Origin of the sequence: Atopobium sp. oral taxon 810 str. F0209 (assembly GCF_000466405.1) — a bacterium.
GTDB lineage: Bacteria > Actinomycetota > Coriobacteriia > Coriobacteriales > Atopobiaceae > Olegusella.
On the sequence record NZ_KE952967.1, the window covers coordinates 1 to 22388 of the forward strand.

General features: G+C 44.4%; 25 protein-coding genes. 8 read left to right on the forward strand and 17 right to left on the reverse strand.

The features are described from left to right. Positions 1-153: 153 nt before the first annotated feature. From HMPREF9069_RS07910 to HMPREF9069_RS07930, 6 genes are all read right to left on the reverse strand, one after another. Positions 154-657: a flavin reductase family protein gene (locus HMPREF9069_RS07910; protein ID WP_021626737.1), complete on the reverse strand. Its 504-nt coding sequence runs from the start codon at positions 655-657 to the stop codon at positions 154-156. Positions 658-899: 242 nt separating this feature from the next. Beyond that, on the reverse strand, positions 900-1589 hold the full coding sequence (locus tag HMPREF9069_RS07915; RefSeq protein WP_021626738.1) for a queuosine precursor transporter: 690 nt from the start codon (positions 1587-1589) through the stop codon (positions 900-902). A gap of 67 nt (positions 1590-1656) precedes the next feature. After that, complete coding sequence (locus HMPREF9069_RS09875) at positions 1657-1797, reverse strand: DUF4256 domain-containing protein (RefSeq protein ID WP_502685288.1); 141 nt, start codon at positions 1795-1797, stop codon at positions 1657-1659. Further along, on the reverse strand, positions 1736-3730 hold the full coding sequence (locus HMPREF9069_RS09465; RefSeq protein ID WP_021626739.1) for a DUF2207 domain-containing protein: 1995 nt from the start codon (positions 3728-3730) through the stop codon (positions 1736-1738). Before HMPREF9069_RS09465 ends, HMPREF9069_RS09875 begins: the two co-directional genes overlap by 62 nt. 2 nt (positions 3731-3732) lie before the next feature. After that, positions 3733-4284 carry a LemA family protein gene (locus HMPREF9069_RS07925; RefSeq protein ID WP_021626740.1) on the reverse strand — a complete coding sequence of 184 codons (552 nt, stop codon included), beginning with the start codon at positions 4282-4284 and terminating at the stop codon, positions 3733-3735. A 42-nt stretch (positions 4285-4326) separates the two neighbouring features. Next, complete coding sequence (locus tag HMPREF9069_RS07930; protein WP_021626741.1) at positions 4327-5286, reverse strand: NAD(P)-dependent oxidoreductase; 960 nt, start codon at positions 5284-5286, stop codon at positions 4327-4329. Positions 5287-5554: 268 nt separating this feature from the next. Here HMPREF9069_RS07930 and HMPREF9069_RS07935 point away from each other — a divergent pair, with 268 nt between their 5' ends. Genes HMPREF9069_RS07935 through HMPREF9069_RS07945 form a run of 3 tightly spaced genes read left to right on the forward strand, consistent with a single transcriptional unit; the run spans position 5555 to position 7204 of the window. Continuing rightward, positions 5555-5833 carry a hypothetical protein gene (locus HMPREF9069_RS07935; protein WP_021626742.1) on the forward strand — a complete coding sequence of 93 codons (279 nt, stop codon included), beginning with the start codon at positions 5555-5557 and terminating at the stop codon, positions 5831-5833. Between the two features lie 16 nt (positions 5834-5849). Continuing rightward, on the forward strand, positions 5850-6644 hold the full coding sequence (locus tag HMPREF9069_RS07940) for an alkaline phosphatase family protein (protein WP_156894191.1): 795 nt from the start codon (positions 5850-5852) through the stop codon (positions 6642-6644). After that, positions 6641-7204, forward strand: coding sequence for a sulfatase-like hydrolase/transferase (locus HMPREF9069_RS07945; RefSeq protein WP_021626744.1), 564 nt, complete (start codon positions 6641-6643; stop codon positions 7202-7204). The genes HMPREF9069_RS07940 and HMPREF9069_RS07945 overlap by 4 nt, the downstream gene beginning before the upstream one ends. An 89-nt stretch (positions 7205-7293) precedes the next feature. On the opposite strand, the gene HMPREF9069_RS07950 is transcribed toward HMPREF9069_RS07945, so the two are convergent. Beyond that, entirely contained in the window at positions 7294-7536 is a 243-nt protein-coding gene (locus tag HMPREF9069_RS07950; RefSeq protein WP_035438924.1) for a DUF6485 family protein, read from the reverse strand. Positions 7537-8076: 540 nt separating this feature from the next. Between HMPREF9069_RS07950 and HMPREF9069_RS07955 the strand changes: the two genes are divergently transcribed. Both HMPREF9069_RS07955 and HMPREF9069_RS07960 read left to right on the forward strand, forming a co-directional pair. Beyond that, positions 8077-8847, forward strand: a complete 771-nt coding sequence (locus tag HMPREF9069_RS07955) for a YdcF family protein (RefSeq protein ID WP_051317830.1) — start codon at positions 8077-8079, stop codon at positions 8845-8847. A gap of 122 nt (positions 8848-8969) precedes the next feature. Beyond that, complete coding sequence (locus tag HMPREF9069_RS07960; RefSeq protein WP_035438925.1) at positions 8970-10139, forward strand: iron-containing alcohol dehydrogenase; 1170 nt, start codon at positions 8970-8972, stop codon at positions 10137-10139. 107 nt (positions 10140-10246) lie between these two features. Here the strand turns inward: HMPREF9069_RS07960 and HMPREF9069_RS08940 are convergent, their stop codons facing one another. The 4 genes from HMPREF9069_RS08940 to HMPREF9069_RS07975 all read right to left on the reverse strand — a co-directional run bounded on the left by HMPREF9069_RS08940 (position 10247) and on the right by HMPREF9069_RS07975 (position 15195). Further along, positions 10247-10435: a hypothetical protein gene (locus HMPREF9069_RS08940; RefSeq protein WP_021626748.1), complete on the reverse strand. Its 189-nt coding sequence runs from the start codon at positions 10433-10435 to the stop codon at positions 10247-10249. Positions 10436-10443: 8 nt separating this feature from the next. Beyond that, on the reverse strand, positions 10444-11235 hold the full coding sequence (gene tnpC, locus HMPREF9069_RS07965) for an IS66 family transposase (RefSeq protein WP_021626749.1): 792 nt from the start codon (positions 11233-11235) through the stop codon (positions 10444-10446). Positions 11236-11237: 2 nt separating this feature from the next. Then, a complete protein-coding gene (locus tag HMPREF9069_RS07970; protein ID WP_021626750.1) occupies positions 11238-11648 on the reverse strand; it encodes a VanZ family protein in 411 nt (136 codons plus the stop codon). Positions 11649-11736: 88 nt separating this feature from the next. Further along, complete coding sequence (locus HMPREF9069_RS07975) at positions 11737-15195, reverse strand: hypothetical protein (protein ID WP_021626751.1); 3459 nt, start codon at positions 15193-15195, stop codon at positions 11737-11739. Positions 15196-15879: 684 nt separating this feature from the next. Here HMPREF9069_RS07975 and HMPREF9069_RS07980 point away from each other — a divergent pair. The 3 genes from HMPREF9069_RS07980 (at position 15880) to HMPREF9069_RS07990 (ending at position 17688) form a co-directional block, all read left to right on the forward strand. Then, entirely contained in the window at positions 15880-16305 is a 426-nt protein-coding gene (locus HMPREF9069_RS07980) for a helix-turn-helix domain-containing protein (RefSeq protein ID WP_051317831.1), read from the forward strand. Positions 16306-16356: 51 nt separating this feature from the next. Beyond that, on the forward strand, positions 16357-16572 hold the full coding sequence (locus HMPREF9069_RS09105) for an NAD(P)H-dependent oxidoreductase (RefSeq protein ID WP_286127404.1): 216 nt from the start codon (positions 16357-16359) through the stop codon (positions 16570-16572). 342 nt (positions 16573-16914) lie between these two features. Continuing rightward, positions 16915-17688, forward strand: a complete 774-nt coding sequence (locus HMPREF9069_RS07990) for a nucleoside/nucleotide kinase family protein (protein ID WP_021626754.1) — start codon at positions 16915-16917, stop codon at positions 17686-17688. A gap of 213 nt (positions 17689-17901) precedes the next feature. Here the strand turns inward: HMPREF9069_RS07990 and HMPREF9069_RS07995 are convergent, their stop codons facing one another. The 6 genes from HMPREF9069_RS07995 to HMPREF9069_RS08020 all read right to left on the reverse strand — a co-directional run bounded on the left by HMPREF9069_RS07995 (position 17902) and on the right by HMPREF9069_RS08020 (position 22378). Next, on the reverse strand, positions 17902-18879 hold the full coding sequence (locus HMPREF9069_RS07995) for an MBL fold metallo-hydrolase (RefSeq protein WP_021626755.1): 978 nt from the start codon (positions 18877-18879) through the stop codon (positions 17902-17904). Next, the gene (locus tag HMPREF9069_RS08000) at positions 18872-19747 is read right to left on the reverse strand and encodes a Nif3-like dinuclear metal center hexameric protein (RefSeq protein ID WP_021626756.1); all 876 of its coding nucleotides are present in this window, start codon (positions 19745-19747) and stop codon (positions 18872-18874) included. Before HMPREF9069_RS08000 ends, HMPREF9069_RS07995 begins: the two co-directional genes overlap by 8 nt. Continuing rightward, entirely contained in the window at positions 19744-20145 is a 402-nt protein-coding gene (locus HMPREF9069_RS08005) for a PTS sugar transporter subunit IIA (RefSeq protein WP_035438926.1), read from the reverse strand. The genes HMPREF9069_RS08000 and HMPREF9069_RS08005 overlap by 4 nt, the downstream gene beginning before the upstream one ends. Before the next feature lie 69 nt (positions 20146-20214). After that, positions 20215-21093, reverse strand: coding sequence for a PTS system mannose/fructose/sorbose family transporter subunit IID (locus HMPREF9069_RS08010; protein ID WP_021626758.1), 879 nt, complete (start codon positions 21091-21093; stop codon positions 20215-20217). After that, positions 21086-21874 (reverse strand): PTS mannose/fructose/sorbose/N-acetylgalactosamine transporter subunit IIC, encoded by a 789-nt coding sequence (locus HMPREF9069_RS08015; protein WP_021626759.1) that lies wholly within the window; start codon positions 21872-21874, stop codon positions 21086-21088. Before HMPREF9069_RS08015 ends, HMPREF9069_RS08010 begins: the two co-directional genes overlap by 8 nt. 15 nt (positions 21875-21889) lie before the next feature. After that, the gene (locus tag HMPREF9069_RS08020; protein WP_021626760.1) at positions 21890-22378 is read right to left on the reverse strand and encodes a PTS sugar transporter subunit IIB; all 489 of its coding nucleotides are present in this window, start codon (positions 22376-22378) and stop codon (positions 21890-21892) included. Positions 22379-22388 lie beyond the last annotated feature (10 nt).

The following is a 22388-nucleotide window of genomic DNA, read 5'->3' on the forward strand; positions in this document are numbered from 1 at the left end:
TCCACTGGATGAAATAGAACGTGGCGTTTGGCAAGCAGGGCTCCACTGGATGAAATAGAATGTGGCTTTTGGCAAGCAAAGCCACTCCAGTTGAAACACTGCAAGCGCTGTTCTATATAAGGAATGCAAACAGACACACTTTTTTGCCTAATATCACGCAATATAGGAAGAGGCCTTCTTGGGAGTCTTGCCTTTGAGCGTGCTGTGATAGTAGGCGTAAGTCAAGGGCGGTTCATCATTGAGGTTTTGCGCATCAACAAGCTCACCCACAAAGAGCATATGCGTTCCCACATCAAGCTTCTGAACAACCCTGCAGCAAACAAGACATGCAGCATGTTCAGGACAATACGGATCGCCATCAAGCGTCTTAAGACATTCCACCCCATCATACTTGTCAAAATCGGTTGACGTACGGAAGCCAAAACGACCAATAAAGGGCATATCAGCCGTCTCGGTCAGAGCGACCAACGCAAAGTGGCCTGCTTCCTCAATCACGCTCTCAGTGTGGTTTTCTTTGTTCACTACAACCTCTACCTGCAAAGGCAGCGATGTCAGCTGCAGGCCGGTATTAATAATGCAGGCACCGTAATCATCTTCAGTAGCTGCCGATACTACATAAAGACCCGAACTAAACTTAAATAAAGCAGTTGCGTCCATACTTCCTCCCCAAGCTCTTTTTGTTGAGCAAGCAAACCAGAGCCGCCCCTCTGCGACTGCTGTGACGGAAATCTCCGCTTTCAGCAACTCATATCAAAAGTTGAGGTTTAGCTTTCTGCTCTAGCGTAGCAAAAGCAGAACGGTAAATTATGCAAATGTCCGCTTTTTCGGCGCGCGTAAAAAATCAGCCGAGAGGCAATAAGCTTCTCGACTGATAAACACATCTTATGCAAGCTTACATCCTAGGCAATAACTGGTTCGCCTTCGCCCATTACACGGCGCGCCAGATACAAAAAGGGCGTATCAATAAAGCTGATAATAGTCTCGATAACTGAGACACTGATAATCATAACAAGCAGGTCGGGCATGCTATACAGACCACCAAAAGCAAGGAACATAAAAGCAAAATTCTCAATTACGTTTGCACTTGTATCGGCAATATTTTCGCGTAGCCACAACAAACGATGTCCAATGCGATCGCGCAGGCGACTATAAATCTGAACAGACAGCCAGTTGGCAGCAACCAAGCAAACTACACTTGCACCCGTTGTACGAATTGACATCGAGAACGTTGTCATCAGTGCAGGCATTGCCATATCAAAAGAAGATAGCTGGTATAGCAGGGTAATCTGCGCACCAATAATATAGGTAAGCAAAGCCGCCACCTGCAGTTTAACTGCTTTTATGGCAGCCTCATGTCCATATACCTCATTCAAAATATCAGTTGCCAAGAAATTTGAAGCAAACCAAACGTTACCTAGAGTCGAGACGACACCGACAAAGTCACACATAACGCAGGCCTGGATCTCTGCCAAAATCGACGCAACCGCCATCCATACATAGAGACCAGGTTTGCCAAAAAACTTTGCAACCATTACCAAAAGTGAAAAACAGACCACCGATTCAGCGGCAAGCATGAATACGTTGTACATCTAGTTCCCCCCAATAGTGTTCCTTCGTACCACACGGGGGCATATTTTCGCATAATTGTGCGGTGCACTACAACACAAACATGACCCTAAAACCCCTACTTGAATAATAAGAGTCAGCACCGTTGTGGTAAAAAGCTCTGTCAAAATTAGCGACTAAATCCGCCACCACCGCCGCCAAAGCCTCCGCCTCCACCGCCAGAAAAGCCACCGCCTCCGCCAAAGCTGCCGCCTCCGCCACCACTTGCAGCGCTTACTGCGTTACGGGCACTATCAAGTGTGTTGTTAAACGCATGCGAAAAATAATCGCTACCAGAAAGCCTCGATGCGCCAGCAACACTTCCCTGAGGATGGCAGTACCAATAACGACTACCGTCAAAGACGGGGTCAGCCCAAATCTCGGGAGCAATCTCATTGAGCTTGTCAGCAAGCTGTTCAGAAATACCAAAGATATAAGCGTAAACAAAAAGTTCACCCCACACTTTGGCATCTGTCACTGCACGCCCTTCCACATCGGTAAAGTCGCACAACCAACGCTTGAGCGCCTTGGAATGAGCTTGAATTTCGCTGGCTTCACGCGAACGTCGTGGCATCGCAAAGGCAAGCGCAAACATAAAGACGGCACCTGGCAGCATTCCTAACAATGGACTGAAGTTACCCATAAATACCGAAAACATCACCACGGCAAAAAAGAGGAAACCCGAAAGAATAATCATGATATCCCTAAGGTTTTCTCCCTTCTTTTCAAAATAGGCAGCACGTATAACGGGAGCATTGATGGCTTCCTGCCACCTTTCTGCTGCCTTGAGGAAGACTTCGGGCTGTTTGTCTGCAAAGTCCTCAATCTCATTGAAACTAATGGACTTTTCGCCCTGTGCACAATCATTGAAAATAAACCTCAGCGTTGCTTTATCGATAGCATCAAGAGACTCGTAGGCGGCTGTACCTTTGCCCTCCACCCATTCCAAACGATACGTTTGCTCATTGCTACAACGGCCAAATTTGCGACGACGCATATAAGTAGCAGGTTCAAGTCGCACAATTCCCCTGTTGCTGAGGTGCATCAGGCTTGCCACAACATCGTTGATATCCTCATTATTCCAACGCCAAATACGCGCAATAATCGCTGGGTGCAAGTCTTTATCGGGTACATCGCGCCAATATTCTTCCTTAAAATCTGGCGTATATTCTTTGCCATAACGCAGAAAAAGTATCACGCTGGCTACAATCATTCCCAGTGAAACCACCACTGGCACAATAAGCATCAGCGCACTTACAATGCGTTGTTTTGTCGCATCGGACTGCCATTGCCTCTCTTCTTGCTCAATTTTCGGACGAATCTTTGTGCTGTGTGTCCGCGCCTCACTCACATTTGGCACCCAAGTTTGAGGAAAAGCGATACGCATTTCAGCGAAGCTGCCAGTGCTTACTCGGGGAATGCTATAGCCAATCGTCCCTTGTTTGTTAAAGTTGACGCTGCCACTTAAGTCCCCATGGCCAAAGGCAAGAACATTGCTGCCACCCTTGATCTGCTCACCTGTAGCTATCGGCAGATGTACCGTCGCTTTAATATTGTGCGTATCAACGTCCCAACCAGCGGGAATAAACTGCCAGTAGAGCACTCCTTCATCCGCATAGCGATCAATTACATTGGTATAGCTAAAGTCAAACACAAAGGTCTTGGTACTATCTTTTGTCGTGCTAAAAGCATAGATAGTGTTATCAGCCTCATCGTAGGCAAAATGCCCACTCGCAGGACCGCCACTATAACGCCAAGTTGGCATAAACTCAGTCTGTTGAAGAGCAGTTTTCTTGCCATTTGAATCAATAACCGACACTCCATGGAGCACAACCTCGCTACCTGCGGGTGGATCTAACTTCTTTGCTGTCAGCGTAAATTTACCTGCAAATTCGTACTCACGCGCATCAACCACATGCAGACTGCCATCCGAGCCCACCGTCGCATCAATGGTATCGCTGAGACAACGATGTTCGTGAGAGGAATGCAGCCATATGCCACCACCTGCAAGTGCCTGACGACCCAGCTCTACTATCGCAGGAGATAGTGAGCTAAACAGCATGGCAAAGACAAAAACTGCGAGTATCGTAGGTTTGAAATGAAAGCGTTTGTTTAAGCTAGCCATGGCTAAAACTTAATCTTGGGAACAGCGCTGGCGCTTTCCGCAGCCTCAAAAAGACTACGTTCTTCAAAACCCATGGTACCCGCAAAAAGCACGGCAGGAAAACTCTGAATGGCATTATTAAAGCGCATTACCGTGTCGTTATAACTTTGGCGCATGTAGCTTACCTTGTCCTCGGTGCTCGACAGCTCGCCCTGTAGCGCAAGGAAGTTGGTATTTGACTTGAGCTCAGGATAGCTTTCTACTACAGAAAATAGCTGTCCCAAACCTGCCGTTAGCTGGTTTTCTGCCTCCACACGCTCACTTGCGCTGTTTGCGTTTATGCAATTCGCACGCGCTATGGTTAGTTTTTCCAACGTTTCTTTTTCATGCGCCGTATAGCCTTTGACTGTCTCTACGAGATTTGGAATCAAATCTAGACGACGCTGCAACTGCACATCAATTTGCGACCAAGCGTTATCAACACGATTGCGCAGTTTTACCAGCTTGTTATACGTTAGAACCACCACAAGTACGATAAGTGTTACAACTACCGCAATAATCAAAATGCTTGGCATAACAACTTCCTCTCTCTCCTTGAGCGGGAAAGCTCTCCTTTGCTACTCAGCACACAGGCGACGTGCAGCCTCAACCGCGTGAGACACCATCTCTCCCACCGCTTGTTCGGTATAAAACGCCATGTGCTGCGTAAGTACCGTATTGGGAAATTGGCGCAGATACGCCATATCCCTATTAGCAACAATATCGTTGACAAGGCTGTGATGATAGATGGATGCTTCGTTGGTAAAGACGTCCATTGCCAACGCGCCGATTTTGCCTGTCTCGATGCCTTCAATCAAGCTGGGGACATCCATGAGTTCGCCGCGAGCAGTATTGACCAGCACGACACCATCACGCATGCGAGCAATAAAGTCTGTGTCCACCATACCCTGCGTATTGCTTGTCAAAGGCACATGAAAACTTAAGACATCGCTTTGGGCAAGCAGATCTTCTAAGCTGACTGCTTGCACACCAGCGGGAACGTCACGAATACCCGCTGGATCGTATGCAAGGAGCTTGCAGCCAAATCCCGAAAGACGCTGCAATACCGCACGACCAATACGCCCCGCGCCAACAACGCCCACGGTGAGCGAAGATAAGGTACGCCCCTGGAGTCCTGCCAACGAATAGTCATTGACGTTTTGACGATACACCGCTGGCTTATATTTGCGCAGCGCGATGAGGAGCAACATGATGGTGAAATCCGCTACGCTATCAGGCGCATAGCTGATATTCGACACCGCAATTCCCAGGCGTTGAGCCACATCGAGGTCGATATGATCCATACCAATAGAGCGAGTAACCAAGCAGTTTACGCCCTGCTCTTTTATAGCCGCCAAGAGGTTTTCATCGTAGTGAACACGTCCAAGAATGAGCACGGCATCCGCACCATTGCAAGCATCAAGGTTATCTGCAGTCAGAGCATCTGATCTCAACTCAAGCTCAATGTCGGGCAGCTTTGCCTGCCGAGCAAACTCAGCTTGCTCATCAGCTCGAACTTCAAAAGCTACGATTTTCATAACCTGCCCCTTTGCGGAACTTGTACGTCCCTATTATCGTACCGTTTTTATATACGATTTCTGACTTTAAACACTAATGAGGCGAAAGCATATGAAACCTGTTAACCATCAAGATATGCTTGCTGGACAGCTGAAAGAATGTCCACATAATTACGTGTCACGGTCTCCAATTGAATCTATATTGTGTGAACCTGCTACTGTATAAATCTAAACGGCTCACATAAAAACCCATGTCGCAGCCAAATATAAGCTCTCGGCAGGAGGAACTATGACAGCACTCCTAGCTATGATTGGCACTTGGATCCTCACAGGAGGTCTATTTGCAGCAGCTGATATTGCAACTGCCAAAAAACGAAGTTGGAAAAGTTGTCTGGGCCTATTTATTGAGGATGCACTACTTGTAAATCTCGCAACACTTTTTGTGTTGCGCTTTGGATTGGCCTACGAAATTATCATAGATCCCACCTCATATCTCACATCCTTCTGTTGGAAATTATATACAGCTTGCCGTAGTTTGCGGCGTACTATATCTGCTCACAAAACTTAGTATGCGCGGAACTTTGATGAGTAAACCAGACCACGAAAGTGTTGGGCACAAGCGTACCATTCTGATGGTAATTGCCTTTATTTTTGCGTTTATAGGATCAGTTGCCCTATTTGGAGCTTACTGGTTTCATGACTATACTGGCGAGATGACCGCCGAACAGATTCTTTTCAATTTTGCCTCACCTGTTGGAGGAGCCCCAAAAGCTGCGATGCTCGATATGTACTCGCGTCCCGTGTTTTTAGTTGTATTCACTATGAGCTTGCTGGGTATGTTGCTAGTTGTGCCAGTAAAAATTAGCATTACAGCAAGCAGGCACACGCTCTTTTTTACTCGCAAGCAACGTCAATTTTTTACTATAGTTGTATGCTTCATTCTTGCAATTTTTGGCATAAGCTATGCGTATCAGACCCTCCACGTTGACGATATGATCAAGCAATACAGCTCTAAGAGCGGCTACTTCATTGATAATTACGTTGATCCAGCATCAGTCAAACTGAGTTTTCCAAAGCAGAAGCGGAATCTCGTGCATATTTATGTTGAGTCGGTTGAAACATCATATTTGGACAAGGCTCATGGAGGCTACATGGATAAAAATCTTATGCCTGACCTCATGGAGCTTGCACAGACAGGGATACATTTCTCCCATACAAATTATGCCTTCGGTGGTCCACATCAAGTTTGTGGAACGGGCTGGAGCGTAGCCGGCATGATCTCCACTTTGCAAGAAAGAAGGGGCTTATTTCTCCCGATTACATGGTGTGGTGGGGATTTGAGGACAACAAGTTATATGAATATGCAAAAAGTGAGATGATGCGCCTTTATAACGAAGGAAAACCGTTCTGCTTCATGATGGAAAACGCTGATACACATTGTCCTGACGGCTTCAAAGAACCCGAAACCAAGGACATATTTGGCAATCAGTATGCTAATGTTATCTTTCACTCTCAAAAGCAAGTAGCTGATTTGATTAGGTGGATTCAGGCACAACCCTTTGGATCTAACACAACCATCGTAGTTACTGGTGACCATCTTTCTATGGACGGTAACTTCTTCAAGGGCTGGGATCCAAGCTATGAGCGTACTACCTTCAACATGTTTATCAACCCTGCGTTTACCAACAAGGACTTTCAGACAACAAATCGACAGTACACATCCTATGACTATATGCCTACCATTCTTTCCTCATTAGGAATAGCAATCGAAGGAGAACGTCTGGCATTGGGTACTAATCTTGCTTCTCAAAAACAGACACTTGTTGAGCGTGATGGTCTTGACCATGTCAACGAGGAAACTTCACTCTACAGTGATTTTTACGTCGAAAACCTTTTAACGAAACCTGATAAAAAATCTTCTCTTGTAAAACAGTTTTGATAGACCTCGCATGTCTATTATTTCAAAATCTATAGTGTGGTACGAGTGGGTTCTTTCCGCCACTACGTTAATGTCCTAGATATACTGCTTTATGGCTGGTTGCATTCATGTTCTGCTGAGGCGGCATCTTTCTTCAAAACCAAGCGAGCAAAGTCCTCAAAGAAAAAACTACTCTCTTCTGCCGCATCTCCAACAAGATTAAAAAAGCAGCTAGGAATTTCTTTTTCTTTTAGATTCTTTGCAATACATGGGACGCAGCCTTTATCATGATTTGAAGGATGCATCGGACAAGCAGTATCCCTACACGTACAAAATGAACCTAAATAACCCATATTCCTTACCTCTTTTTGAGAAATTACTCATATATTGGGCATTCATATTCAATTCTAAATTTAAACGTAAGTATATCATGCAATTTTATTAACACCTCACTCAACATCGTGTGTGTTTGCTCGCACTTCAAGATGATTCACTGATAGGGTAATAATCTAGCTGCATTCTCAGCTGCAACATTTGTCGTTCTACTTGCTTAATGCAGCAGTTATAGCGCGTTGTTACGTTTTGCAACGAGCGCTTATAGAATCCAGTACTTTGCGCGTACATTGAACGTTGCAGATATGGATATCCATGGCTAGGGATCTCACAGCACATACGACGTAGCGGAAAAGATCTATCATGAATTCATTCAAGGGTATTTCGGTGCAAAGGATTGCAGTGTGTTTGCAGCCGCTACCACTGAGGTGTCTTCCTCTTCCATGGGGCAAGCGCATTCGCACCTTTGCTGCCAGCCTGTCTTAGAGTGCGTAGTCGAACTAAGAACCCAGCACGTACGCCATGCGGAAATCAACAAATTTCACGTGAAAGGAGGCACTGTGCTTGCAAATATTCTTTTAATTATGGGCGCACTTCTTGCTGCTTATGGTCTCAGCATCATGCTGGTGTGGTCAGGCACGATCTTCTTTTTGGTATGGCTTGCGTTAGCAATGATCGCCACAGGTATAGGTATCATGATGCGTCGAGGACTGTGGCAGCATCTCCCTTCTCTACTTCGCAAAGCGCTAGGTGCAGCCACTATTATAGGGCTGCTTGTTGTGATAAGCCTTTCAAGCTATGTGATGCACAAATCCAGAACTTCCACGCCCAATAAAGCCCCCGACAACTTAGAGTGGATTATCGTTTTAGGTGCGCAGGTGCGAGGAGATGGCAGCCCTAGTACGGTGCTACGCTATCGGCTTGATTCGGCAATCGCCTATCTTGATACACATCCCAACTGCCAGGCTATCGTTTCAGGTGGACAAGGTCTTAACGAACCTACTTCTGAAGCTGAGTGCATGGCAAATTATCTACTAAGTCATGGAATTGCACAGGAACGCATCGTGCAAGAGGCAAAGTCTCGCAATACCGTTGAGAATATTTTGTTCTCAGCTCAAGTACTTAAAGAGCATGGAGCTAACCCGCACCATGTTCCTATTGGCATTGTGACAAATGACTTTCATACGTTCCGCGCCACAGCTATAGCACATAAGCAGGGTCTTAAAGCTGCTGTTGGGATTTCTGCTTACTCACTGCCATGGTACTTGCCAAATAACCTGTTGCGCGAGTGTCTTGGCATCGTAAAAGATACCATTGCTGGCAATATGTAGCAGCCACCTGACTAATGACACCATTTCACGTGAGGACTTTATGAAATAAAAGATACCTGATCTAAGAATCCAATTAATGAGAATTTCTCTTTAGAGTTTAAATTCACGATATGGGGGATATCATGCTCAACTTCAAACACGACATTCCTACAAAGCTCTATTTCGGTAAAGGTCAACTGGAGCATCTCACCGAAGAACTCAGTCGCTTTGGCACAAAAGTGCTACTCGCCTATGGTGGAGGTTCCATCAAGCGCACTGGTCTGTATGACAAAATTAGAGTAATGCTTGATAAGGGCAATTTCACCGTCTTTGAACTGGATGGCATCGAGCCCAATCCCCGTATTGAAAGCGTGCAGCGTGGCGTTGAAATCTGTCGCGCAAACGATGTTGAGGTTATTCTTGCTATAGGCGGAGGCTCTACCATTGACTGCTCCAAGGCTGTTGCTGTTGGCACCTTCTACGAAGGTGATTTGTGGGAAATGGTCACCAATAGCAAACCTGGGCGTAAGGCGTTGCCGCTCGTAGATGTACTGACTATTGCTGCTACGGGTTCCGAATTTGACGGTGGTGGTGTTATCTCCAACCTCACCCTTAACGACAAGATGGGCGCATCGTTTACTTATCCTGCAGTGTCTTTCTGCGATCCAGAACTCACCTTTACTGTACCTGCTTATCAAACAGCTGCCGGTTCTGCTGATATCATGAGCCACATCTTTGAAGGCTATTTCTCAAAGACATCCGACAGTGATTTATCCGACGGTATTGCTGAGACCATCCTTAAATCTGTCATCAAGAATCTCCCTATTGCGCTGGCCACCCCAGATGACTACACTGCCCGTGCCAATCTCATGGCCAACTCTTCCGTTGCCTGCTCTGGCATTCCCGAATATGGCAAGCAGAGCACCGCATGGCCTTGCCACGCCATGGAGCATCAGTTATCTGCCTACTATGACATTACGCATGGTGTTGGTTTGGCCATCCTTACCCCACGTTGGATGCGCCATATCTTGGTTAAAGACTCTACTGTTGCACTCCCCCGCTTCGTACGCTTTGCTCGCAACGTGTGGGGGTTGGAGGGTGATGATGAGATGGCTCTCGCAAAGGCCGGCATTGACCGCCTAGAGCAGTTCTTTGGCGAAGTGGGCATTCCTATGACTCTTACCGAATTGAATATTGATCGTGCACACTTTGATGAGATGGCTGCCAAAGCCAATAAGGGCAATCGCCTTGCCTCTGCCTTCGTACCTCTCAATGAGGAAGATGTAAAAGCGATCCTTGAAGCCTGTCTCTAAATTAAATTGGGTTAAATAGAGGTTTATCGTAAGCGTCAAAAGCAGAGCATGTCTGTAGACAACTCCGTGAGTAATCCAGCATGAAGGTGGAAAACTCTTGGAGTTGTCTATTTCTTGTTCTGCCTCTTGAGTCTGCAGTCCTCAGGTATCGATGCTGACCAAGGCAGAAAGCCATCCAGCACCTCATCAGTAAGCTCGCCTGCATTAGGAAGTTCAGTGAGCAGCGTCTCATCGAGCTTGGATTTGGGCAGGGCGCGAGGCAGCTGCTCTTTGGCCCATGAGCCAAAGCCTTCCATGAGGGGTCTTAAGACTTGGTCGCGTTCGGCTTTTGCACATCACCTGAGGTCATGCCGTTAAAGGCCTCATCGGCCTTGAAGATTGCGTCTATCAGCTGGCGTCCCTTGAGGGCTATCGAGCATGCCTTTCTCGCTAGCGAGTCGGAGCCAGCTGACTTTACTACCTCATCAAACTTGCGGCGTAGGTGCACGAGGCATGCAGTGTTGGTCACTTGAGGTCCCAGCCTGAAGTAAGGCTGGTGGCCGTCTGTGGTGAGGTATCCGCTCCAGCTGCCAAGGAAGTTGCGGACGACCTGTCCCGAGCGAGTTGGGCGGTATTCGAATATGTAGTTGGGTGCCACACGCGCTGGTGCGCAGAACAGCCACATTCTTGACTGACTTTGAGGTGCCTTTCCTGGTTCTTTTAGCACCTGTACAACTGTCTCATCGGCGTGGATGTAGTCGTATGAAAGGAGGTGTGTCTTCATCCTCGCATGTATCTTTGTAAGCCAGCACCTCCAGATGTTAAGCACCCAGTTGGACATGTCCTGCCGCGAAATTTCAAGGCCAGCTGTAGCCATGTCCTGCTCTATACGATAAAGCGGCATAGCGTTTACAAACTTACCATGTAGCACATAGACAATAAGCGATGGATGTACGAAAGAACCTGGTATGGGTGGTGTGGGCATGGGGGCGCGCATGATGCTTACAGGTAAGGTGCCGTCCTTTGCATTTGTCTGAGAGCAGCTTTTGCAGCTGTAGACGTGCCTATGGTGTTCTATGACCTCAAAGTGGACGGGAACGAGTCTTATCTTATCCATAGTTATAATGCACTACGCTTTGCAATAAGCACAGCTAACGCAATACCAACTACGCCGCCTAAGGTATTTGTAATTAAATCAGTTATATCGCTTGCCCCGATTGATAGCACATACTGCGTAATTTCAAAGGACAAACTTAAGGATACGACAAGAAGTGCTTCTCTTAATACATGTCCATGAAAAGCTTTATGAAGAAGAAAACCAAAGGGAACGAATACCAAAATATTCAAGAGCGCCTCAAAAAGAGGAAAATCGCCTTCGAAAACATTTTCATAATGGAACGGAATAAGGTTTACTTCCCTGACCATATGGATATCTTCCAAGGAAAAGTTCGTCTTGAAGATGACTATCCAAACAAGCAGTAGCAGGTAGACAAAAAATGCTGCTTTTGCCAACCAAGCATTTCTGTTCATCTGACACTCTCCTTAATGAGCGAAAATATGCCATATTGCGTAGGCAATTAGACGATCAAACATTCTAAGTAAACACCAATGAAAAAAATTATTTCAACTGTTCATCTAGATGGATACATCCAATCTGCCCGAGCATATCCATGCAGTGTATTGCATCCATAGATAGATGTCCGCCATTAGCCATCTTAGCTTTACTGATTAGTTGAATTCCTATGTCTTCATATTCTGGCGAAAATGGATGAGCATCATTTTTTGCAATTTCGCATAGAACATTGACAGCAAGTTCTGGATCATAAGTCGATAGTTCTATGAGTTTTTCACCTATTACATAAATTGAAATTTCATGAGGGTTAGCTTTAAGCTCTCTCAAAACTCGTGAACCCCACCAATTAACAGGATAGAAGCCAGAGATGATAAGGCTTTCAATCCCTTTAAGTGCAGATCCACTGCTATGATTCACAAGAAATTTTGAATGATAATCCCATAACAATCCAACCCTATTAATTACATCCTTAGAAAGGCTCCCATCACTGCTAACCATGCCACATAATTTACCTAGAACATATCCCATATGATTCGCATCCGCGATCTTTCTCCAAGTATCTAATACCAGATTCTCATCATCAAGAAAGCCAGAAACATATCCAACATAAAGCCAATGTCCTATCAAAGATAGGCAATCTTCATGCAGTCCCCGGAAACCTAGAACATAATACTCTGGCCCATTTTCTAAAGAAGAAATCATTGCCGGCGATAAAATTTTAAAAAGTTGAAAGGTGGGATAATAGATCGCAAGTACAGTCGTCAGAACGATTTGTTGATATTTATTTGCTCCGGATTTCCCGAACAGATCAACGTAATTTTTTTGAATCCAGCTCGGCTCGACATTCATAATATAAGGGATCGATTTTCCAATAGCTGCGGCATCCGCAACACTTTCTGACCTGCTAGGAAGATAACGCTCTATGACTGATAAAGCGCTTGCTTTCCGATTGCCATCTTGAAAAGTCCCAAGCCATTTTGCTATGCCCACGAGCGCAATAGGTCGAATAGTATTCAACGCAAGCGTAACGGGATCCATATTATCCCCGCCATATTTCTCTTCATACTGCGCGTTTGGCTCATCAGAATCTGCAAACTTGAGCAAAGCATTTAGCAGTAGATTTGCTTGGTTATTTGTTAGCTGTTCTCCATAGCCTTCGATGAGTCTGTTTGCAAATTGCGCAGCTTCTCTTCTAAGGTTAAGGTAGTTACAATCATCCCCAAGAAAATCCCCTTTATTCTCCCATGATACTGCTTCCGACTTCTGAGATGCATTTACTATCATTTCGAGTGAATCATCAATTGGAATAGCTTTACCTTTAGAGGCAGCAATACTCATACCGTTCATAATTTCACGTTGATATGCTATATGAAGCATACCAAGCTTTTTTCCATACCCTGAAAAGAGATCAGGACAGCGCTCTAGTGCTTGTGACAACTGTTCAGCTTGGCCCTGATACGTCACTAACTCCCGCTTATCAGTTTCAGATGGATGCCACTCCACTAGATGATTGATTAATCTTTCCGTCCCCATTTCGAGCATTAAAGACGAATCTATCGGACTATTTGGAACAGTGATTGTCTCAGTAGAAAAAATATGTCTCACCGAATAATTAGTCTCTGAAAATTCTTTTGACAGTTCATCTAAAGTCTCTTTCCCCTTAACACCAAGTGAATCTCGTCCAATAAGACATAGGGCACGATGTTGCCAGTGCCGCACACGTATTTTGAGATCAGCCTCAGCAAGTTCTGAACAATTCGTTTGATATTGTGCCAATTTCTGCAAACTGCCCTGAAGAACACACTCATCAATTTCCCCCGGGTTGACTACATTAAGATTTTGTGCGAGCAGAAAAAGTGGATAGAACTCTGAGTCGAACTCACTCTCAGTAATAAGATCAGACAGCAGTAACTCACGAACGTGTTTTACAACGCTGGTGTCCACACTATGACTTTCAACACGTTTTTGTAATATCGCATGCTCTACAAACATTGCACAGCGAACTATTAATGGATTACTACTCTTTTTTCGAACCCAGCATATTGCCTCGTCTGGATCATCATCAAAACATACACGTAAAGAGTGCACCATTTGATAAATCACTTCATCTGGTACCGATTGAGAATGATTCTTACAAGAATCTTCAACAGACGTAATTCGATATGAACTTTTTTCTCCATTAGCAGTTTGATAGAGAATACCTTCTGAAAACGAGCAGAACAGCTCCCTTCTGAGCCTAGGTGTCATTAACTCGATGACATTAGTGAGCTGTTCCATGCACTTTGAATACTTATATTCAGGAATGAGAGAATGTATTCTATAGAAGTTTGTTCCATCAGCTCTAGGGCTAAAACATGCAACAAAAAGTCTCTTCCCCACAGATCTTGCTTTTTTCATATCTGAAGTCATTAAACGACAAATAAGATTCTCTACTTCGGAAGCTATCCAGAAATACCCATCCGCACAAAATCCTGATTCAGCCCAATCGACAACATAATCTGCAAACTTTACAACACAATCTATTGGCAATTTAACAGAGATTTTTATCGCCTCACAGCGAATCACAGGGCTTCTTGAGTGACTGGCTTCTATGATCGCATCTGTTACTCCATTGGAGTCCAGATCCACAATTCTTTTTAAGTAGATTGCTTCAGGCCAGTCAGGATAATAATTCATATCATTTAGAGTAATATTTTTAGGGGTAAATACTTTGTTTCGTAGCAATGCTTGAAGCCACATAGGATTAGACAATTCTGAAAAAAAGATAAAACGCAATCCTGAATTCCCCACTAGTGATAGGGCGGTTTTCAGATTCTCATCTGAAGGGATGAGATATTGCCCATCATCCGCTTGTGTATTTGTGGTCTCGAGAATACCTTTTAACATCTTTTTTGAGTCAAAAAAGTATCCAAGTCTACTCGACAAAGAATTTTCAAAACACAAAAACTCAGTAGAAACCTTATCCTGACTGGGAAGTTTAGTTATCGTTTTACTTAAATGAACATAGCCCATGAAAAAATTATGAGCTTCCTTCCAAGGAATATATACTGGATTGTCTTCAATCCTGCCAATAGTTGCCAGAAAAATTTTGTTATTACTATTAGCATTTCCCGCTTTTACCGCTTTTCTATACTGTTCAACTGTTTTCGCTACATTTGCAGGGATAACTGCCACAACTGAGCCCTTTTTGACAAAGAATGTTGATTCATCACACTCTGTAAGAAGAACATTGTTCAACTCTTGACGTTTTTCGAGTTCTGAACCTAATTTGTTTGAGCAAAAAGAATCTCCTTTATCAAGATAATCTGGAAGCCGATTCATCAGTTCGCGTACACAATGGCTAATTCTCATTAAATCAAATTCTGCCGAATTTGATTCAGGAGAATAGGACCCCACTAAATCAACCGCATACTCATACATCTGAGCTAAAGTCGGTGTAGAAAGAGATTTAAGACCTAGTGTTATTCTGTTGCGAAGAGCGATTCGGGCATCACTTGTCTTCATGGCTGCTATTACCTCTCTATTAGTAAAGGATATTTCTCAAGTTGATTGGTTTACATTGCTCACCAACTGAAACTACAAATTCAAAGTTATCAGTAGATGCTAACTATATTTTTCTACGACAGAAGTAACGGTAGCCATCTATCCATTCTTACCAATCTAGACCGTTGTAAGCTCTACATTAAATTGGCTTATTCTCTTTCATTGTTTTAGTCAGCATAAAGAAAAATTGCTATACAACAACGACACTAATGGCAGAGGATGCACAGAAGCAACTAGTCAAATAACTATCACATCCGTGCTAAAACACTATCGATTGGATAATTCGAATCTACCCACACTGTTGGTGCTATAACTCAAGAGCAGCCATGCTCTGTTTTTCTATGCAAAAAGGGTAAGTTGTCAAACCATGAGATGCTGCGTCAGGGTTAAGCCATTGAATCTATTTTGCCTTTCTTTGAGGTATTGGCACTCCCCTAGAATAAGATCTCTGAAATTGCGCGGTCTACTTACGGTGTATTTGATACTGGTCTTGCTCTGTATAGCCTGACACCTGCAAGGCTTTTAACTCATCTACTGGCACTCTACTGCAGTTAAACTACAGGTGTACCAATCTAAACCAACGGTCGGTTGAGTGGACAAATAATAATTCATACGATGCAATTATCGGCTGAAAGGAGCAATACCATGGAAAAGCAAACAATGGGAACGATAATTGCATCAAAGCGTAAAGCTGCAGGAATGACCCAACTTGAATTGGCAGACAAGATGGGTGTCACCGACAAAGCCGTATCCAAATGGGAACGCGATCTGTCCTTCCCAGATGTCAATTCGATCCCCAAACTCGCAGAAGTGCTCGGCGTCACAGTCGAAGAACTCATGCAGTGCAAAGAGCAAAACTTGAATTCCACATCTCCGAGCAAGGTTAAGGAGACTATTGGCTTGATACTCTCTGCCGTTCCCCTCGCGATGGGTGTTGCCGTTGTTGTCCTCAAGCTGCTTGGCCAGTTAGATGTAAAAAGCGGCTTTACTATGTTGGGCATCGGCATGACTTGCATTGGTATCAAGATGTTCCAGCCAGATGGAGATAGGGCTGGAACTCGTGAGGTGTAGCTGTGGGAAAGCCTAATAAGTGGAGAATACAAAGCACAAGGAACACTCATCATCTCGCTTACCACTGGTGCACCTGAGACGATGTATTCCCATGAGAGCAACATAGGACACACAATTGAGGAACTTTGCTACCCCATCATGGCAACGTGCAAGCTTACTGGGATGGAATATGCTGGCACGGTATACACAGGTGGTGTGTCCTACCAAACCCGTACTGACGAGATGGCACTTGCAAACATGAAGGAACATGTGACACAGCATGCCTAGCGTCTGCTGGATCTTATCGAGATGCTTTTGCCAGCCTTACGGCTATTGACTTGCATAACTTATACAACAAGAAATCCGTCGCATCTAAATTTAATTGCGACAAAAAATATCGAACACTAGGAAACCGCAGTGGATATCATCAATTAATTAGTCTGAAGGACGTCCCTATCTAGTCTTAATTAAAAATAAATTCACATGTTTTCAAGAAAAGTCATAAAAGCTCAGTTTTTTCAACTTATGTGTGTCGTAATAAACACAGCTGTGTCGAATTCCAATAACCACACGCGACGATTCTAATACATCCCCTTTACTATTAAGTGATCTGCAATAGGAGGGAATGTAATGAATTTTACTGTTAACAATGAGGGGTTTCCAATTAAAGCAGTTTTTGACAATCAAGATGTATGGAATATCTTGGTGCCACTTTTGCGACATTGGGCATCGCTAGCAGCAAACAGCACTACAAGAAAGATTGTCTTTCTCGCAGCACCTCCTGGAGCAGGTAAAACAACACTTGCGCTTACACTTGCACAAATTGCACGCAGCCCACAATCAATCGGACTTCCTTGTGACACATTTAAAAATTTATGCATTGAAGTGCAGGGGATCGATGGTTTTCATCTGCCTAATGCTTACCTCACCACCCACACGTTCGTCGAAAACGGTCAAGAGCGCACACTTTTCTCGCGTAAAGGCGCTCCTTTTACTTACGATATTGAAAAACTCATTCGTCTACTTATGCAAGCTCGCAGTCTGAAAACAACAGACCCTTGGCCACGTTACTCACGAATAAAGCATGATGTTATTGAAGGTGATAGAGGAATTATTGGCAATCTACTATTACTGGAAGGAAACTACCTACTGCTTCCTAGTGGACCATGGAGCAAACTAACACAGCTCTGCGACGAGAGCATCATGCTCTCAGCAAACGAAGAAATACTTCGGAATCGCCTCATAAACAGAAAGATTCAAGGTGGTCTCTCACAGACCGAAGCTGAATTATGGTACGAACAGAGCGATGGCTCCAATGTACGGACTGTACTTGCGGCACACCAAACAGCCACTCTAGAACTGCGCCTTACCTGTAATGGGCGGCTTGAAGTATCAAGCTCTTAAAACAAACGATAGGCAAATTAGACGTTAACATTCTAAAGGCAGGGACTGTTCTCACGCCTTACAGATCAACCTCAAATACTCAAGCTCAGCAACTATTCCATTACGCTTGGAAAAGTCGATTACACAATTCTTATACCAATACATGAAAAAGAGTCATAGACATCAAGTCCATGACTCCTCGTGAAACCTAATTTAAATGTGCGCACACTGAACTTACTCGCTCACAACAGCATCCATCGTATACTTCATGTCACTACCCAATTGATACACATTATGTGTATAAACAAGAGTGCCAAAGAAATCCTTCTTACTGTCATACCAATCTGGATGTGCGATGATTAGCTCGCAGGTATCCAGCAAATATTGCAACGTTGCAGCATGTAAATCCCAAGTACCATGCCCAGGAAACACTCCCGATATTTTATCAAACCGAGGCTGCAGAATCATAAGCGCATCACGAAACGCGTTGACAGTGCAATACTCACCATGATCTGGATCTGCAGTTGGACCAAATGCGCTAGTTACATCACCAATAAAAATACAACCAGTTTGATGGTCGAAAAACCCACTCTGTCCAGCCGTATGACCTGGCAAATGCACAGCCTCGACTATATAGCCTTGCCCCAAGTCGAATGTATCAGCATTTTTAAACGTGCAAATCTCGTACTCATGGAATGGAGGTAAATCTGCCACATCGAACCAAGTGTATTTAGGTTTACCTGCATCATCAAGCGCCCAGTCAGTAAAAAAGGTGGGTGTCATATTTTTCTTAAGTATCTGAGCGTCATTCTCGTGAATGAATACCTGATCAAAATAGTAATTTCCACCAATATGATCAATGTGATGATGTGTATTTACACATATTATTTCTTTGCCTTTAGCTAAATATTCAGCTAATGCACGTACATTTCCAATGCCATCATTTGTATCAATAAGCATCGCACGCTCAGGTCCCACAATTAAATAATTCCACATCTCACCAAATCCATTGCCATCTGAATAGATAGCCCAACAATTATCACGAAATTGGTATGCTTCAGAATAGGGATTTATCTCAGGATAAAATTCTCTAAGCGAGCTGAACTCACGCAATACCTTAAGGAAAGACCAACGTGATGGTTTTTCGTCCTCGGGAAAAAGGACACGGCTCTTTAGTTCGCTTTTAATGGGGCGAGGCGTCATATCAAGCATGGATGCCCTCCCTTGTAACATATTCATAAGTATCTGTCATGCCCACAAAGGTCACTGGTATATCGCTAGTCCCAAGCGCCGTGGGTAACCAAGTAACCATATATTCCATGCCAGGTTCCTCAAGGTTAAAATGACCCACAGTAATGGCACACTTACCCTGTCCAAGCATTCCCGCATCACGAATATACTCACAGGTCGTAAAATCAACAAATTCCATTGTTATCAGTGCATCAATGCTGTGTGCATCTACATAGTTAATTTCGTTTGTATCATTAGGTGTGCCAAAAATGTGCATTGGTATATGAACACGCCTTATGCACGCATCAGCATCACCTGTGATGCGTGTACCATTAAGTCCAAGCTTCTGTACTAGCAACGTAGCAAGCTCACGCCCACTCATCTCTGGAATCTCAAACTCCATAGGCATTGATGTATCACCTATGCGATACTCGAGCCATCCAAGTTTGGCGGCAAAGCCATAAAAAATTCCATCAACCAAGCTATCGTTACTATCAATAGGAACTTTCGAGTGGATATAGTCGTGACAGCGCCACACTACACCACCCCATTTATCAAGTAGATTTTTCTTGCTAAGGTAAGTCGTATTTCCAGCAATAATATCTTGATGATCACCATGATTCCAAAACAATGCCTCATGCGAAATGATGAGATTAGCACCAAGATTTTGCGCATTCCGAATAACATCAGCAGTAGGCCAAATGCACGTTACGATACCAGTACATTCCTGATTTGTGCCACCATATAAGACCTTATCACGGGTGGTGGCATCATTAATTTTTTCACCAGTCTCATAATTGAGTCCACCACAGAATGCTTTAACGTGATCAATAACGTCTGAAATAATCACTCGTCATCTTCCCCTTCCTCAACAATCAGAGTGTTTATCAGCTGTATTGACTGCAAACAAGTATTAATCTCCTGTTGAATCAACTCATTACTTAGGGGTTCATCGGTAAGACACAGCTCAAGCGCTAGCGCAACATTAACCCCGGCAACTAGAAAAACATGTTCTCCTACATAAGGAACAAATGCCTGGTTAACACTTCCCTGCATAATGTCCGTAAGGATTAAAACTTCATCTGAGGGGTTGAAACTAGCAAAAAGATTTTCAACTGTATCGGTAAGTGGCATGTCGTCCATATAAGCACAAATGACATGCGGAATATTTTTGTTGCCCAAGAACTCAAGCGTATCGGCAAGCCCCTGAGCAAAACCGTGATGCGAAGCCAACACGATTTGTCTCATGTTTTTCCTTCCGTAAACAAACATATGCGGCCAGCAGCACTTCAGCCAGCCGCATATAAAAAGGGGCAACTAAGCTAAGATGCCAAACGCAGAGCAAATACAACTTACAACAATGATACCGAGAATAATCCAGTTGAGCTTAACACCCTTTTTGATAAGGCGGTAAACAACAAACGCAGTGATAACGCCTAGGAGATTGGGGAAAATCGCGTCTAATACACCTTCCTGCACGCCTAGCGAAATTTCACCGAAATGAAATGCAAGTGGTGTTGAAATTTTTACTGCGGAGAAAATCAGTGAGCCTACAACTGTGAGACCAAGAATGGACGCCGCATCGGTAAGTATGGAGATCCTATCAGCAAGACCAGTAATGAGCTGAGCGCCCGCAGCATAGCCCTGCGCGTAATTTTGCCAACGCCAAGCAAGAATTGCCATCCAAAGAGCCATCCACAATAAGATGCCAACAGGGTTGCCCTCCATAGCCATATAACCCGCAATGGAACCCAAGATTGTCATTGGAAGAATCCAGATAAATACGTCACCTATACCGGAGAGCGGACCCATTAATCCGACTTTTAAGTCGTTCTCGGCTTCCATACCAGCTAAGTGCCCTTTGTCCTCTATAGCTAGCCCAGCGCCAAGCAAAAGACCTGACACAGGAGGAGTGGCGTTAAAGACACAGTCAAGTTGATTGAGCATGGCAGTATGAAATGCCTCTTTGTCACCACCATAAATCTTGCGAAGCGCATAATATGCAGCAAACGCAGCACAAGGTGCATTCTGTGTGGCATATGCGTAAGATACAGTATCCATAAGCCACATGCGGCGACTGCAAATCTTTAGATCGTCTTTAGTCAAAACAGGCTCATATGATCCGTCGGGAAGCGGCTGTGGGACTGGAGCTTCATCGAAATCTTTAAAATCTGCGGGCTTGAAGAAATTACTCATCTTCGAGCTCACCCCCATTCTGAACGACATCAGCAGCAATAAAGCTCTTATCGGACTTAAGGCGGAAATACTCAATAGCTACGACAGCACCGAGCAGAGCAATGGGAAGTACACCGAGATTTAGATAGGCGGCCAAAACATAGCCAGCGATTAGAAATGCATAGAACTTATTGACGGGCATAAAGGTAAGGAGCATCGCGAAACCGGTAACAGGCAAAATACCCGCGGCGATAGTAAGGCCACCTGTAAACCAAGCTGGCATAATTGCAAGCACAGAATCAATAGCGGCTTGACCAAAGGCAAGCACAATTGCCATAGGCAGAGCACCTTGCAAGAATAGATAAATGTGAGAAAGGAAGAAAGAGCGGAGCATCTTGTTGTATTCACCCGCAATCGCATGTTTACGGATGACGGAGAACACCCAAGAATTGTAAATCTTAAAAATAACATCAAGCTGAACATATAGCATCGCTACGGCAACGCCCACAGCAAGACCTACTGATACGTCACTACTTCCTGTAATACAGGCGAGCACAGTTGCTACCATGCCAGCCATGCCGTAATCAGGAGCAGAAGATCCACCAAGACCTGCTGCGCCCATTGACATCAGCTGGATAGTACCTCCTACAATGAGTCCAGTATTGGGATCTCCGAGGACAATACCCACCAGCCAGCACATAAGAGCATGTTGGAATGGGAACAGCTGTGTGGAGTACTGGTCCATAGCACGGAAGCCAGCTAAGAACACAATCAGGATAAATTGAAAAACATTTACTTCCATGATTACCGCCCTTCCTTATATCGAAATATATTCAGAGATAGGTACTGACTTGTCGGTTGTCATATAACGAACTTCAACTTTGACACCTGCCTCGACAATTTTTTTATAAATTGGGACTTCCTCCTCACGGATAAATGCTCTTCTACCTGCCTTATAGCCAGGCGTCCCTTCGGGAGGAAGTTCAGTTAAACCAAGCGTGAGAACAGGAATCTTTTGACCTTGTTCAACTAAATCCAGAAAGGTCTGAGGGTCACGCGCAATTACAAAAACCGTATGATCGTCATACTTTCCATTTTTGAAATTGTTGTACGCCACCTCGTGTGTAATGATTGAGAGAGCCTGACCAGAAGGCTTGGACATCTTCATAGCGGTCTTACGCACCGGATCGTTTGCAGTTGCGTCATCGATAATCATGGTTCTCTGCGTGGCATAAGTGGGACACCAAAAACCTTGGACAATGCCATGCAAAAGGCGATAATCGATTCTTCCAGCCACAATGCTCATGTCTCGACTC

Bases quoted from the DNA above. Each gene is read 5' to 3' on its own strand.
- HMPREF9069_RS08940 (WP_021626748.1), bottom strand. From the start codon at position 10,435: ATGGAAGGCTTTGGCTCATGGGCCAAAGAGCAGCTGCCTCGCGCCCTG.
- HMPREF9069_RS07935 (WP_021626742.1), top strand. From the start codon at position 5,555: ATGACAGCACTCCTAGCTATGATTGGCACTTGGATCCTCACAGGAGGT.
- HMPREF9069_RS07975 (WP_021626751.1), bottom strand. From the start codon at position 15,195: ATGAAGACAAGTGATGCCCGAATCGCTCTTCGCAACAGAATAACACTA.
- HMPREF9069_RS07930 (WP_021626741.1), bottom strand. From the start codon at position 5,286: ATGAAAATCGTAGCTTTTGAAGTTCGAGCTGATGAGCAAGCTGAGTTT.
- HMPREF9069_RS07980 (WP_051317831.1), top strand. From the start codon at position 15,880: ATGGAAAAGCAAACAATGGGAACGATAATTGCATCAAAGCGTAAAGCT.
- tnpC (WP_021626749.1), bottom strand. From the start codon at position 11,235: ATGGATAAGATAAGACTCGTTCCCGTCCACTTTGAGGTCATAGAACAC.
- HMPREF9069_RS08015 (WP_021626759.1), bottom strand. From the start codon at position 21,874: ATGGAAGTAAATGTTTTTCAATTTATCCTGATTGTGTTCTTAGCTGGC.
- HMPREF9069_RS08010 (WP_021626758.1), bottom strand. From the start codon at position 21,093: ATGAGTAATTTCTTCAAGCCCGCAGATTTTAAAGATTTCGATGAAGCT.
- HMPREF9069_RS08020 (WP_021626760.1), bottom strand. From the start codon at position 22,378: ATGAGCATTGTGGCTGGAAGAATCGATTATCGCCTTTTGCATGGCATT.
- HMPREF9069_RS07950 (WP_035438924.1), bottom strand. From the start codon at position 7,536: ATGGGTTATTTAGGTTCATTTTGTACGTGTAGGGATACTGCTTGTCCG.
- HMPREF9069_RS07970 (WP_021626750.1), bottom strand. From the start codon at position 11,648: ATGAACAGAAATGCTTGGTTGGCAAAAGCAGCATTTTTTGTCTACCTG.
- HMPREF9069_RS07915 (WP_021626738.1), bottom strand. From the start codon at position 1,589: ATGTACAACGTATTCATGCTTGCCGCTGAATCGGTGGTCTGTTTTTCA.
- HMPREF9069_RS07945 (WP_021626744.1), top strand. From the start codon at position 6,641: ATGATGCGCCTTTATAACGAAGGAAAACCGTTCTGCTTCATGATGGAA.
- HMPREF9069_RS07925 (WP_021626740.1), bottom strand. From the start codon at position 4,284: ATGCCAAGCATTTTGATTATTGCGGTAGTTGTAACACTTATCGTACTT.
- HMPREF9069_RS07910 (WP_021626737.1), bottom strand. From the start codon at position 657: ATGGACGCAACTGCTTTATTTAAGTTTAGTTCGGGTCTTTATGTAGTA.
- HMPREF9069_RS07960 (WP_035438925.1), top strand. From the start codon at position 8,970: ATGCTCAACTTCAAACACGACATTCCTACAAAGCTCTATTTCGGTAAA.
- HMPREF9069_RS08005 (WP_035438926.1), bottom strand. From the start codon at position 20,145: ATGAGACAAATCGTGTTGGCTTCGCATCACGGTTTTGCTCAGGGGCTT.
- HMPREF9069_RS07990 (WP_021626754.1), top strand. From the start codon at position 16,915: ATGAATTTTACTGTTAACAATGAGGGGTTTCCAATTAAAGCAGTTTTT.
- HMPREF9069_RS07995 (WP_021626755.1), bottom strand. From the start codon at position 18,879: ATGCTTGATATGACGCCTCGCCCCATTAAAAGCGAACTAAAGAGCCGT.
- HMPREF9069_RS09465 (WP_021626739.1), bottom strand. From the start codon at position 3,730: ATGGCTAGCTTAAACAAACGCTTTCATTTCAAACCTACGATACTCGCA.
- HMPREF9069_RS07940 (WP_156894191.1), top strand. From the start codon at position 5,850: ATGAGTAAACCAGACCACGAAAGTGTTGGGCACAAGCGTACCATTCTG.